The organism is Oculatella sp. LEGE 06141 (assembly GCF_015207605.1).
Taxonomy (GTDB): Bacteria; Cyanobacteriota; Cyanobacteriia; order Elainellales; family Elainellaceae; genus Oculatella.
Genome location: NZ_JADEWO010000068.1, coordinates 17,327 through 30,155, shown reverse-complemented (window position 1 = coordinate 30,155; position 12,829 = coordinate 17,327). Strand labels below are relative to the sequence as shown.

Below are 12,829 nucleotides of genomic sequence, written 5' to 3'. Positions count from 1 at the left end.
GAACCCTTCCCGGTGCCTATCTTGCCCGTTTTGTATCGGCGCAAAAGCTCCAAAAAATCTTTGGATATTTCCTGCTTGCTGTGGCTGCCTTTGTGTTGGTGCAAAATCGTCACAGTTTTCATTCTGCTCCGTCCAGCGAGATAACCCCTAAGGTGGCGGTCAATGACAGAGGATACGATTTATGACTTCAAACCCAAAGCGCATTTTGATTGTGGGAGGAGTTGCCGGAGGTGCGTCCTGTGCTGCCCGTGCCCGTCGCCTCTCGGAAACGGCTGAAATTACTATGTTTGAGCGAGGAGCATTTGTTTCCTTTGCGAACTGCGGTCTACCTTATTATGTGGGTGATGTAATTACAGATGAGAAAAAACTTCTCGTTGCCAATGCAGATCTGTTTCGCCAACGCTTCAACATTGATGTGCGACTAGAGAATGAAGTGATGGCGATCGATCGCACCACTCGTCAGATCACCGTGAAAAATCGCAAAACAGACGAGGTGTATCAGGAATCTTATGATGCCCTGGTTCTCGCTCCGGGGGCGGCTCCCATTCGTCCACCTCTGCCCGGAATTGATTTACCCGGCATCTTTGCCCTGCGAACCATCCCGGATAGTCGTCGCATTCGCGAATGGATTGACACCCATCAGGTGAAGCAAGCGGTGGTCGTGGGGGGTGGGTTCATTGGGCTGGAGATGGCAGAAAATCTTGTGCATCGGGATATTGCTGTCACCCTGATTGAAGCCCAATCCCAGGTGATGGCACCCCTCGATCCAGAAATGGTGGCTCCGGTGCATGACAGGTTGCGATCGCACCAGGTCACGCTTTGTTTAGGTGATAGCGTTGCTGAATTTAAACCTAATGCCAATGGTGGAATTGATGTTTTGACAAAATCAGGAGCTACTCATGCTGCCGAATTGGTGATTTTGGGAATCGGAGTCCGTCCTGAAACGGCACTGGCAAAAGATGCAGGGCTGGAAATTGGCGATCGCGGCGGGATTCGTGTCAATGACCAGATGCAGACCAGTGATCCAAATATCTGGGCAGTGGGAGATGCGATCGAAGTCAAAGATTTTGTTACGGGAGAGTGGACGGTGATTCCTTTAGCAGGACCCGCCAACCGTCAGGGACGCATTGCTGCTGATGTCATTTGCGGACGCGATAGCACTTTCCGGGGTGTCCAGGGAACCTCTGTTTGTGGAGTGTTCGGACTGACAATCGCATCTACTGGAGCGAATGAAAAAACGCTCAAACGACTCGGATGGGACTATGGCAAAGTCTATCTCCATCCCGGTCATCATGTCGGCTATTATCCCAACGCCAAACCCATTGATCTGAAACTGCTGTTTTCTAACCAGGATGGGCGAATTTTGGGTGCTCAGGCAGTGGGAGAAGATGGCACAGAAAAACGAATTGATGTGATCGCAATGGCGCTGCAAACAGGGGCGACGGTCTTTGACCTGGAAGAAGCGGAACTCTGTTACGCTCCCCAATTTGGAGCCGCAAAAGATCCCGTGAATATGGCGGGTATGATTGCGGCAAATGCGCTCAGGGGGGATGCTCCTCTAGTTCACTGGCAACAGCTTGAGAATTTAGAGGACAAGCGATTGCTGGATGTCCGGAGTGTCGATGAATTTGCTGTTGGACACGTCGAAGGGGCAGTGAATATTCCTCTACCCGAACTGCGCGATCGCCTGCTAGAACTCAATCCCGATCAGGAGATCTGGGTCTATTGCCAGGTGGGGCAGCGAGCTTACTATGCAACTCGTGCGTTGCGATTGAATGGCTTCAATGCTTACAACCTGAGCGGTGGCTTCAAAACCTATCAGGCAGTCTCCTCAGATTGATACAAGGAACGCGGTTAGGATGTCGGCATCTTAAGACCGTTTAACCCTTGACCTTATACCTAAGTATAAGGTGTAGATTGAAACATAAAGGCACAACGGAGCCAGGGCTATGCTCCAGATCGGTGAAGTTTCTCGTCGTCTAGGACTCAATCCTCAAACGCTCTACTTCTACGAGCGCATTGGCTTGATGCCCAGTCCCAAGCGCACGGCAGCAGGATATCGGCTCTACGATCAATCCGCTTTAGAGCGGCTCTCTTTCATTACCCAAGCAAAAGCACTGGGATTGAATTTAGACGAAATTAAAGAACTGCTGATGCTGCAAGATGGACAGCAGTTTTCCTGCCAAGAGGTCTACGATCGCCTGCTCAAAAAAGTACAGCACATTGACGAAACGATTCATCAACTACAAACGCTGAAAGCACAACTCACTCCGCTGCTCAACCAGTGTCAGAAAGGTTTAGAACAATCCGCAGAGCGACAATGTACCGTGTTTCAGAAGAATGGAATGCCTTAAATCACTGCATAGTGAGGAATAAACAATGACAACATTCAAAGTTGAGGTTTTGGGTTCTGGTTGTAAGAAGGGTCAGCAGTTAGAGGCGAATGCACGAATGGCGATCGCCACACTGGGTATTGAGGCTGAAGTATTTCACATCACGGATGTGGTGGAAATTGCTAAACGGGGAGTGATGTCTACACCTGCTCTGGTGGTAAATGACAGGGTGGTGAGTAAAGGACAAGTCTTATCGCCTGAGCAAATCCAACCGTTGTTGCGGGAGTAGAAACCATGCCTGATCTGTTCTACCCGTTCGATTGGTTGGCGACTCAGATCGTCACTCAAGGATTGAACCTTTCATTAGACTCTCAATTAGGATCTAGCCTCCATTTTTTTCTCTATGATGTCCCTAAAGTTTTGACCTTGCTGCTGACGATTAGTTTTATCGTCGGTACGGTGCAAAGCTTTTTACAACCGGAGCATATTCGTCATTGGTTAGGCGGTAAACGGACGGTTTTGGGCAATACATTCGCCGCAATGGTGGGTGTGGTAACACCCTTTTGTTCCTGTTCTGCTGTACCACTGTTTATCGGCTTTTTAGAAGCAGGTGTGCCGTTAGGAGTCACATTTTCCTATTTGATTGCAGCACCGATGGTGAACGAAGTCGCTGTAGTGTTGCTCTTGGGATTGTTTGGACTTAAGGTAACGCTGCTTTATATCGGGTTTGGAGTCGGGCTGGCGATCGCCACTGGCTACATTCTGGGATTACTGAAATTAGAGAAGTGGGTAGAACCCTTCGTGTGGGAATTGCAGAAGCTTCATCGACATTCAGTGAATGATGGTGATGATTTAAAAACTACGCTTACCTGGAAACAACGATTACGGCAGGGGCAATTCCAATCCACTGAAATCTTTAGATCTGTTTGGATGTATGTCGTGATTGGGATCGCGATCGGTGCAGTCATTCATGGATATGTTCCCACGGCACTCATTACTCAATTGGCAGGGGCAGAGAATCCATTTGCAGTGCCGTTAGCCGTTGCGATCGGTGTTCCTCTCTATGCCAATGTTGCCGGGGTCTTGCCAATCACTGAAGCGTTGGTCAATAAAGGAATGCCACTCGGAACCGTATTAGCATTTACAATGGCGGTCACAGCACTTTCATTGCCAGAAATGGTGATTTTGCGAAAGGTGCTCCGTCCTCAACTATTGAGTGTATTTATCACGTTAGTCACCCTGGGCATTATTAGCATTGGTTATCTCTTCAATGCCTTACTTCACTACTAACGGCTTTAGATCACTACAGGAAACCTTTTCAAATTGGATCATATCGATCTCAGCTTGAGCGATCGCCCACGTATCTTCCACGGTTAAAAGAGCCGTATTCCCCGTGCCAGAATTGCTGCAAATAGAGGAATCAGAGCAAACCCAACTAACTCTCCCCGAATCAGCCAGGAAAGCCATTGAACTTGCGGCAAGTCCAGATTGGGCAGTTTGCTATCCCGCAATCCTTTTACCCAGGAGAGAAATGAAAAGGTGGGATAGAGAGACAGCAAACTGATGATGATAAAGATCCCGACTTTGGTATAAAAGACGGGACTGCTGAGATAATAATTGGTTCCTTTGCCAAAATAGAGAACTCTCAAAATTCCGGTAATCAGAATCATGGTTGCCGATAAACCGTACACGGCATCTGCTGCCACGACTCTCCAGGCTTCTTTCAAGCTAAGATCTTTTTTCAGTGTCAGGCTTTCAACCACTAACGCTCCAAACGCCAGCATGAAGCCCAGATAATGCAAATACGCTGTAACCGCACTTCCCCACATTTTTTTTTAATAATGTTCGGTTGACAAAAAACTACTCGCGGTTACATCCACATTCACCCTCATGATCGTGCCCATCTGTATGGTCATAGTGATGCTGAACTTCCTCTGGAGTCAAGACGGCGAGAGAACCTGCAAGATAGGCAGTAACGGCTGTATCTGGGTCAGTTTCGGGGGTGATAATGGGCTGAATCCCCTTAGATTCCAGACGACGCGATAATCCACGCCCCATACTGCCGCTAATCAGAACTTGCACCGTATCCAAAGGGTGAGGGAATTGGGGAGAACTTTCGTGAAAGCTTTGTTCTTTGCTGAGTTGTAACAGTTCTTTGGTTTGGACGGTGGCATTGTCTACGTCATAAATCCAGAATTTTTGACAATGTCCGAGATGGGCAGTTACAGCGGTCTGGTTTTGGCTGGATACAGCAATTTTCATAGGACATCTTTTGCTTGAGATTGAGAATTACAGGAAGTTTTGAGCATTCAGCAACAGCTTTAAACCCACCAGGGCTTTTCTCCAGTGCGGGGATCGGTTTCTGTCCAGGGCGAGATCAAAATACGGTTATCGACTACAGCGACGTGGATAATCTTGAGGGGGAGGGGAGCAGGACCACGAACGACGGTTCCATCTGGGGCGTAGAGAGACCCATGACAGGGGCATTGAAATTGTTGATCGGTTGGATTCCAGGGGAAGGTGCAACCCAGGTGGGTGCAGTTATCCACAATTCCCATACTGTCGAGGGTGTTATCGTCTTTAACAATCAGATAAGTAGGTTCACCCGCCAGACCTGCAACTAAGGCACGGGTTCCCGGTGCTTCTGCCAGAATTTGTGTCGCTGGAATTGGATTGCCCAGAATATCTTTAGCGAGAATGGCTTCCCCTGCTCCCATCGTTTCTACGGGAGGAATGAAGAATTTACCAGCCGTGTAAAGAGCAGAACCAGCAGTAGCCGCGACAGTAGCTCCAGTTAAAAAGTTGAGGAGTTGTCGGCGAGATAAAGATGAACTTTCGAGGGGAAGACTGTCGTCCATGTTAAATGAATCTCCTTTAAGCTTGTTCGTTAGTTTGAATGGTGCGAATTCCAACTAGGTGATAAAGACCACAAAAACCGATTACCGCTGTTACCGTTAGTACGCCACCCACAACAACTAGCCCAATTCCGAGAGCAGAACCGTTGTAGAGGAATAGCCCCCGATAAAACAGCACTGAAGCCAACAATAAGCGGATCAAGCGATCGAGCAAACCCACATTCGTTTTCATAGCCAAAAGCTCCAAGAGAGAACAAATTGCAAAACTTTAGGGCATTCCAGTAGTGACCCGCAGGAGACTGTCATCTGCCTTTGTTACCTTCTTTTAATATAACTGAATAGTTATAGAGTAGTAACCTCAATTTAGTGATTCCTATTGCAATGGAAATTTGTTGTATGTCTAATCACGCAAGGGGCAATAAGCTATACCGCCTACTTCTGTCCTTAGGATTGGTGCTCCTGGTTTTCTACCTGAATCCTGCGCTCGACCTGGCTCAACCCAATTCAGCAGAACTCTCAAAAGCTTTCTTGATAATGGGTTCGCCAGCCGTTTTCCAACCTGCAAAACTGGGCGGAAAACTCCTCACATTTTCATAGCCTAGCAAGTGCAATGTCATGACTCCCATTGCCGATCGATAGCCTGTTGAGCAGTACAACACGACGGGGCGATCGCGTGGAATGTTATCCAGGTTATGAGTCAGGGTGCGGAGTGGAATGTTGATGGCATCAGGGATGTGCCCAGCACGATATTCGGAAGATTCACGCACATCTACCAAAATAGTTTGAGGATTTTTTAACTGATCTTTCAATCTTGCGACGTTGGCGATCGTGTAATAGCCTGATGGAATTGAGGTGAGAAAGCGATCAACCCCTGATTCCAAATTAGAGATTTCATCAAGAGGTTGCACGCTTTTCTCAAGTCCTGATGTAATCGATGTCAGCGTTGCCGCCATACTTGAGTTGTGTCCAAGCCCCAACCAGAAATACATTCCTAAGACGAGTCCAAGCAGTAGAGTCCGGATTAACTTGCTCATGGAACAACTCACGATAAACGAGGAACTTTCCCTAATTTGTTCAACTTGTAATATTTTCTCATGCCAGTTTCGACCAACAGGCTCATCTGATAATCGCCCGATCGCTCAATGTCGTTTTGCAGTATTTTGGCAGGAATGGCGATCGCAAAAATAGCGCATTGCTCCTAAACTCACAACCAGAACCAGTGTTTGTACCAGCCAGGGTGCCCAGGCGAAGCTTACGAGTAAACTGATCGCCATGACAATGACAAAGAAGGTTTTCACAATTTCTTCCTGGCTTTCATAGGCAATCCATGCAGAAATCAGGGCGATCGCAAAAGGGATAATAAAAGAGAGGGGCATTGTTCAAACAGCCTGTTATACAAATAATTTTTGTGTAATTAGATAGCTATGCAGCTACGCAACTAACTCTGCCATTAATTCAGCAACAGGTATGATGCGACCGGCTTTTCCAGCATGACTCCCCGAAAACACCAACCCATTTTCGATATCTCCTCGTGCAGCTTTATCTAACACCTGAATGATGCAGAAATATTGCTGTTCATCGCGGCATTTACAAGTATGGAGACAGTTAAACAAACATCGTTTTTCTAGATCTGGGGAATCTGCGATCGCCTTCTCCACGAATGCATTCCGCAATGCGCGTCCTGGCATCCCTACAGGGCTGGAAACAATCACTACATCCTCTGGTTTGGCACGGAGATGAAACTCTTTGTAGCGAATATCGGCATCACATTCGTCTGTTGTAATAAATCGAGTCCCAATTTGGACACCACTCGCCCCCAATGACAACATTCGATCGATATCCGCCCGATCCCATACTCCACCTGCGGCAATTACCGGAATGGGCTGACCAACTTTCTGTTGCAAATAGGTGGCTAATTCTGGGATAACCTGTTCTGCTTCAAAGGCAAGGTCGCCTAACTCCTCTGTTTTCGCCCCTAAATGCCCACCTGCGGAATTCGGGTTTTCCACCACAAATGCATCAGGCAGCCGTCCATACTGACGTTCCCATTTGCGGCAAATAATCCGAGCCGCACGAGTACTAGAAACGATCGGCATCAATGCCACATTTGGATAGTCTGCTGTATATTCTGGCAACTGCAATGGTAACCCTGCACCAGAAATAATTAAGTCCACGCCTTGTTCCGCTGCTGTGCGAACTAGTGTTTCATAATCTTGAGCAGCGCCCATTGCATTAATACCCAGGATTCCATGAGGGCTTAAGGCGCGGGCTGTTTGAATTTCATCAATGAGGGCTAATCGATTTGCTTCAAAAAACTGTTCCCGGCGCTTGCGGCTATTAGGTTGGGCGATATCAAAGTAGGGGGAGTTTAATCCCAAAGCAACAGCGGAAATTATGCCAATGCCACCTGCATTAGCAACCGCAGCAGCGAGGCGTGCCCCAGAGATACAGATGCCCATACCGCCTTGAATAATGGGATAACGAGCAGTATGTTGCCCAATTTGGAGTGAGGGTAATAGTGGCATATCGATAGGCTTAAAGGCTTGCAGGTCACATTGAAGGATTTTGACTGGTTCGTGCTTTCAGGTTTCACGAAAATCAATTCAACAGATCCACTATACAACCATTGACAGTTATATAACTATAGAGTTATAAATAAACCTGCAAGACTTCTTGCGTTTTATCCCTGAATTATTTCATTGCAATCATGACTACGATTCTAGAACGCCGCTCCGGCGATAATGTTTGGGAGCGATTCTGTAACTGGATTACCAGCACTGAGAATCGGCTCTATATCGGTTGGTTTGGCGTGTTGCTGATTCCAACTGCTCTAGTCGCTGCGATCGTCTTCATCATCGCGTTTATTGCTGCACCTCCTGTCGATATTGACGGTATCCGTGAACCTGTCAGTGGTTCTTTGCTCTATGGCAATAATTTGATGACGGCAACCGTTGTTCCAACTTCTAACGCAATTGGGCTACACTTCTACCCTATCTGGGAAGCTGCCAGTATGGATGAGTGGCTTTACAACGGTGGACCTTACCAGATGATCATTTTTCACTTCCTGATTGCAGTCTACGCTTACATGGGTCGTCAATGGGAATTGAGCTATCGTCTGGGAATGCGTCCCTGGATTCCAGTGGCGTTCTCGGCTCCGGCTTCTGCGGCAACGGCTGTCCTGTTAATCTACCCGATCGGGCAAGGAAGTTTCTCAGATGGGTTGATGCTGGGCGTTTCCGGCACGTTCAACTTCATGATCGTATTCACGGCTGAGCATAACGTGCTGATGCATCCCTTTCACATGCTGGGTGTGATCGGTGTATTTGGTGGTGCTTTGTTTTCTGCGATGCACGGTTCTCTAGTGACATCCTCGCTTGTCCGCGAAACAACTGAGGGTGAGTCTCAGAACTATGGTTACAAGTTTGGTCAAGAAGAAGAAACCTACAACATCGTGGCGGCTCATGGTTATTTTGGTCGCTTAATCTTCCAATATGCATCGTTCAATAACTCCCGTGCCCTCCATTTCTTCCTGGCAGCATGGCCTGTAATTGGTATCTGGTTTGCATCGCTGGGTATCAGCACGATGTCGTTCAACTTGAATGGATTTAACTTTAATGAATCGATTCTGGACAGTCAGGGGAAGGCGATTCCTACCTGGGCAGACCTGTTGAACCGTGCCAATTTGGGGATTGAAGTGATCCATGAACGGAATGCTCACAATTTCCCACTCGATTTGGCTTCTGGTGAAGCACAACCGATTGCTCTGGTAGCACCAAGAATCACTGGCTAGTTACAATCGCTTTTCTACTTTCGTGTCTTTAATGAGTGCTTAATCAATTGCGCCTGGTGACAGGCGCTTTTATTTTCAGCTTCGTTTTGAACTTACTTTAAACGAAGTTATCTGCAAGTTAGCCACCATTCCAGCAATACAGCACGGCATTGTAAACAGGTGAACCTTTGTAGTAAATCTTGAACACCTAATGGAGTAACAGGATAGGTGATAAAACCTTGTTCAGAATATTGCTTTATATTCTCAACGTTGTTCAGGTGAGCCACAAAACCATAAAGACTTTGATTAGAGAAGGAACTATTGACTGCCCAACCTTCTTTATTCAGCGGAAGCAACTGAGTAACTGAGGTCGCTTCAATTCCTAGCTCTCGTTTTAGGATTGCGATCGCTGCCTGTTCAGGAGTTTGTGTTTCTGGTACTCGACCACCAGGAAAATCTAATATCACCTGTCCGACACCGGGACGATAACTTGGAAGTGGGAGCAGAAACTGATCGTTCTGAATCGGCAAAACAATGACCGAATCTGCCTTTTCAATCCGCCAATATTCCAGGATTTCTCCCTGCTGGTCTTGTAAATCCTCTCCAATCAGCGTCATCCAACGAGAGTGCATCTCCAGGAAGCGATCGCGTACCTGCCAGGGGTTTGAATCATCCATCGATATTCTCCCAAGCTTCAGCCTTGTAGAGCAGCAGTGAATTATTCTCTAATCGTCTTCACCGTAGATCTCTCGAAGGCACTCCTGTAACCCTGCTTCCAGATCTAGAAGTGCATCATCCAGCGATTCGTATTCATCCTCACCTTCCCAAGGCATCCCGCCCATATCGATCGCTCGCACAAATGATGTTAATGGGCTATCGGGGTCATTGCCAATTTCAATAGTGCCCTGATGTTCGTAGACCCATCGGGCAATGTTGGGATATTTGTCTTCAAATGACTGCTTTGGCATAGTTTGACACTGGTGTCGAACTCATATCATCAGTTTAAAGAAGAAAATTGTAAACCCGATCATGAGCAGTAAATGAGGGACATTCCTTAGCCAGGAGCGTTTAGTAATTCGCACTAAAGGATAGGGACTGAACACCAGAGCAGAGAAAAGCGTCACCCCTTGCAGAAATTGTGCTACCTCTATGCTCCAGGTGAGTGTGGGTAATCCAGCACCGCTAAATCCTAACGTTCTGGCAAACACAGGCAGGATTTGACCCGCCTCGGTCATCGCTGCGGGGATGTAGTGCGCCAAATTTGCCGCCAGCGTTAAAGGCAGATAGGCGTAGATGACGGTGAGATAACCGGGTTGTTCTGGGTCAAAGAAACGGGCGATCGCATGAGTTCCATAGGTTGATAGGGCTGGGATACTGAGAAGAAGGAGGGCGATCAGAATGCTGGTGAGTACGCGATCGGCATTCAAGGAAATCGAACTTAAGCCCAACCAGTTCAAAATTGTGGGAGCATGGTGCATGAATACACCCCCCAACAACAGCAGCAATAGGGCGACCTCTGCCCAAAATCCCTGGTGGTTGTCTAGCAGGTCAGATGCCGGAAATCGCAGATTTAACTGGGCTGAGCGATTGGGACAGGTTTTGAGGCAGGTCATGCACAGCATACAGTCCCGGTTGTCTTGCAACTGCGCTGGATGGGAGTAGAGCGGACAGCCTCCGCTTGCCTGACCTTCCGTTGGTAGGGGATTGGCAAAATTGACGGGCGTGCCGCTGCTGCCTTTGTAACAGCCAAACGTGCTGCACTGACTACCGCACACTTGTTGGGTCGATCGCAACTCGATCATTGACAGTTTGGCAAACATCCCATTCATGCCACCGATCGGACAGAGATAGCGACACCACAACCGCCGCTCATAGATCAAGCTAAAAATTACGGCTCCGGCTGTAATGATCAGCAGTAACCAGGCAGAGAGATAGGCGTGGTGGGGTAAATCCCACAATTGCTCCCACAGGTAAATGGCAACAAATCCCGCAAACAAAATCCAGGCTCCCCAACGGTTCAGCCATTGCGTATTCCAGGAGAGTTGCTGACGGGGAAATAGCCAGAGGGATATCCGGCGTACCCATTCGCCTGTGATCATAAACGGGCAAACCGCACACCAGAGCCGTCCGACAAACGCAAACCAAAACAAATAGCCTACCCACCACCATGCCCAAAACAGATTCAGGGTAACGCTGTTAGCGCGATCCTGGGCACCCGTAAATCCTAAGATGGTAACGGGCACAAAAATTGCCATCATGCCGATCCAGATACCCTCTGGATACCAACGGCTTAATAACACTTGCCGCAGCCAGGGCACATGGGTGAGTAAGTCCAGACGAAAGGCGTTTTTTGTAGATTGCACTGACCACAATGCCTGTTCTGGAATCACCGAATGCCCGATCGAAGTCATGATTACGGCTCGATGCAAAATCTCTGCCAGTTCTGCCAGGTTGCCGGGATAGTCGTAGCTGATTAACCGACGCAGATCAGACTGATCCAACTGCAATAGGGGACGATTCTGTTCTCGACAAAACTGAGTTAGAAAATAACGGGCAAAGTCTGGAATATCGGCTTTGCGCTGCGGCAACGTAAACAATTTGATCGAAACCACTTCAAGGTCTGGGATTTCCAGCTTGTTGGGGGATGCGAGGATCAAACGCACCCAGGATTGGATCGGTTGAGGCGCTTCAGTCGCCAGATCAGTTTTGCCAACAGTGCCGTGATTGGGCAGAATGAACCCCGTTTTGAGGTAGTGCATTAAGCGAGTCATATCACCTTGACTCAACACCTGCACATTATCCAACAGCAGCGTTCCTCGCTCTAACAGTTCCAAAATGCCCGATCGCTGCTCGACTCTGCCAAACAAAGCATCGGTATTCAGTCTGCCATCAGCAGTGCGTGGCAGTTCCGCACAATCGAGTTCTGCAAAGGGTTGGGTGGCCAGTTCCGAGTGGTGATGGATGAAACCTGCTAAAAACGTTTTGCCTGTACCTGCTTGTGCTTGAAAAACAACCGGGCTGAGGGCAGTCGCCGCTTGCTGAATCTGTTCCTTCAGCTTTTGTGTGACTTTGCTGTTGCCCAAAAGCGTTGCTTCGATCGGCACGGGTTGAATGTAAGCCTGCAAGCCCTGAATCCGCACTTCCTCCCAGGCAATACGAGCCGCATAATCGTTCAAATCTTGTGATACCAGGGAGTGAATGATCTGCTGAAAAGCTGGATACTCGGCAATCAGAGTTTGAAACGTATCCTGGGGCAGAAACCAAATATCGCTGGCGGTGAGGGCGATCGCACTGGTTTGATACACACCATCCACCGAGTTAGCAACCAGCGTATAGCCAAACAAATCCCCAGCATTTCGATAGCGAATGAAGGATTTGCCGAGGGGCGATTGTCGGAAGATTTCAACCGTTCCCCGCTGGAGTAAATACAGCCCAATGGGGTACTGCCCTGCCTGATAAATCAGCGTTCTAGGCTCAATCTGGAAGCTGTGAAAAGCGTGGGCGATCGCCTGCAACACCTCAGTTGGCAACGCTCCCCAAATGCGATGCTCGCTCAACCATTGAATACCGCTTGATATGGGGCGATCGCTGGCTGAAACATCACTGAGAACAGGACGCACGGCATCGGTAAACAACGGCAGAGGTTGGGATACTGCTGGGAGGAGTGAAGCCTGAAGAGGTGGCGTGGATGCCGTTCCAGTGTTCATGGTATCCGTGACGATTGTGACCAGACAACCGCTCCATTAAGCGGAGGGATTTCTTGATCATACCCAGTCCCCAGAGGATAACACCGCTTCCATCGGTATTCCTTCATGAATGGGATTGACCTCATTAAATCTTTATGTGACGATATAGCTATTAAAAGATATTCT

The 12,829-nt window shown here is 48.1% G+C and carries 15 protein-coding genes and 1 pseudogene; 6 read left to right on the top strand and 10 right to left on the bottom strand.

Going from position 1 to position 12,829, the window contains the following annotated elements:
* From IQ268_RS32500 to IQ268_RS27840, 5 genes and pseudogenes are all read left to right on the top strand, one after another.
* Window positions 1–185, top strand: a pseudogene (locus IQ268_RS32500) (sulfite exporter TauE/SafE family protein); the annotation flags it as partial.
* Entirely contained in the window at window positions 182–1,840 is a 1,659-nt protein-coding gene (locus tag IQ268_RS27855; RefSeq protein ID WP_193885983.1) for an FAD-dependent oxidoreductase, read from the top strand. The pseudogene IQ268_RS32500 and the gene IQ268_RS27855, both read left to right, overlap by 4 nt.
* Window positions 1,841–1,949: 109 nt before the next feature.
* Window positions 1,950–2,354: a heavy metal-responsive transcriptional regulator gene (locus IQ268_RS27850; RefSeq protein WP_193885981.1), complete on the top strand. Its 405-nt coding sequence runs from the start codon at window positions 1,950–1,952 to the stop codon at window positions 2,352–2,354.
* Between the two features lie 25 nt (window positions 2,355–2,379).
* Window positions 2,380–2,622, top strand: a complete 243-nt coding sequence (locus IQ268_RS27845; RefSeq protein WP_193885979.1) for a thioredoxin family protein — start codon at window positions 2,380–2,382, stop codon at window positions 2,620–2,622.
* A 5-nt stretch (window positions 2,623–2,627) separates the two neighbouring features.
* Window positions 2,628–3,623, top strand: a complete 996-nt coding sequence (locus IQ268_RS27840; protein WP_193885977.1) for a permease — start codon at window positions 2,628–2,630, stop codon at window positions 3,621–3,623.
* 83 nt (window positions 3,624–3,706) lie between these two features.
* On the opposite strand, the gene IQ268_RS27835 is transcribed toward IQ268_RS27840, so the two are convergent.
* The 7 genes from IQ268_RS27835 to IQ268_RS27805 all read right to left on the bottom strand — a co-directional run bounded on the left by IQ268_RS27835 (window position 3,707) and on the right by IQ268_RS27805 (window position 7,713).
* Window positions 3,707–4,162: a DUF2214 family protein gene (locus IQ268_RS27835; RefSeq protein WP_193885975.1), complete on the bottom strand. Its 456-nt coding sequence runs from the start codon at window positions 4,160–4,162 to the stop codon at window positions 3,707–3,709.
* 31 nt (window positions 4,163–4,193) lie between these two features.
* The gene (locus IQ268_RS27830) at window positions 4,194–4,595 is read right to left on the bottom strand and encodes a NifB/NifX family molybdenum-iron cluster-binding protein (protein ID WP_193885974.1); all 402 of its coding nucleotides are present in this window, start codon (window positions 4,593–4,595) and stop codon (window positions 4,194–4,196) included.
* A gap of 59 nt (window positions 4,596–4,654) precedes the next feature.
* Entirely contained in the window at window positions 4,655–5,191 is a 537-nt protein-coding gene (petC, locus tag IQ268_RS27825; RefSeq protein ID WP_193885972.1) for a cytochrome b6-f complex iron-sulfur subunit, read from the bottom strand.
* A 16-nt stretch (window positions 5,192–5,207) separates the two neighbouring features.
* A complete protein-coding gene (locus IQ268_RS27820; RefSeq protein WP_193885969.1) occupies window positions 5,208–5,420 on the bottom strand; it encodes a YgaP-like transmembrane domain in 213 nt (70 codons plus the stop codon).
* Between the two features lie 262 nt (window positions 5,421–5,682).
* On the bottom strand, window positions 5,683–6,222 hold the full coding sequence (locus IQ268_RS27815) for a rhodanese-like domain-containing protein (RefSeq protein WP_193885967.1): 540 nt from the start codon (window positions 6,220–6,222) through the stop codon (window positions 5,683–5,685).
* Between the two features lie 105 nt (window positions 6,223–6,327).
* The gene (locus IQ268_RS27810) at window positions 6,328–6,564 is read right to left on the bottom strand and encodes a hypothetical protein (protein WP_193885964.1); all 237 of its coding nucleotides are present in this window, start codon (window positions 6,562–6,564) and stop codon (window positions 6,328–6,330) included.
* A 54-nt stretch (window positions 6,565–6,618) separates the two neighbouring features.
* Entirely contained in the window at window positions 6,619–7,713 is a 1,095-nt protein-coding gene (locus IQ268_RS27805) for a nitronate monooxygenase family protein (RefSeq protein ID WP_193885962.1), read from the bottom strand.
* 182 nt (window positions 7,714–7,895) lie between these two features.
* Here IQ268_RS27805 and psbA point away from each other — a divergent pair, with 182 nt between their 5' ends.
* Window positions 7,896–8,978, top strand: coding sequence for a photosystem II q(b) protein (gene psbA, locus IQ268_RS27800; RefSeq protein WP_193885960.1), 1,083 nt, complete (start codon window positions 7,896–7,898; stop codon window positions 8,976–8,978).
* A 107-nt stretch (window positions 8,979–9,085) separates the two neighbouring features.
* Here the strand turns inward: psbA and IQ268_RS27795 are convergent, their stop codons facing one another.
* Genes IQ268_RS27795 through IQ268_RS27785 form a run of 3 tightly spaced genes read right to left on the bottom strand, consistent with a single transcriptional unit; the run spans window position 9,086 to window position 12,664 of the window.
* Window positions 9,086–9,634 (bottom strand): NUDIX domain-containing protein, encoded by a 549-nt coding sequence (locus IQ268_RS27795; RefSeq protein ID WP_193885957.1) that lies wholly within the window; start codon window positions 9,632–9,634, stop codon window positions 9,086–9,088.
* A gap of 48 nt (window positions 9,635–9,682) precedes the next feature.
* Window positions 9,683–9,925 (bottom strand): hypothetical protein, encoded by a 243-nt coding sequence (locus IQ268_RS27790; RefSeq protein ID WP_193885955.1) that lies wholly within the window; start codon window positions 9,923–9,925, stop codon window positions 9,683–9,685.
* A 21-nt stretch (window positions 9,926–9,946) separates the two neighbouring features.
* Entirely contained in the window at window positions 9,947–12,664 is a 2,718-nt protein-coding gene (locus tag IQ268_RS27785) for a sigma 54-interacting transcriptional regulator (RefSeq protein WP_193885953.1), read from the bottom strand.
* Window positions 12,665–12,829 lie beyond the last annotated feature (165 nt).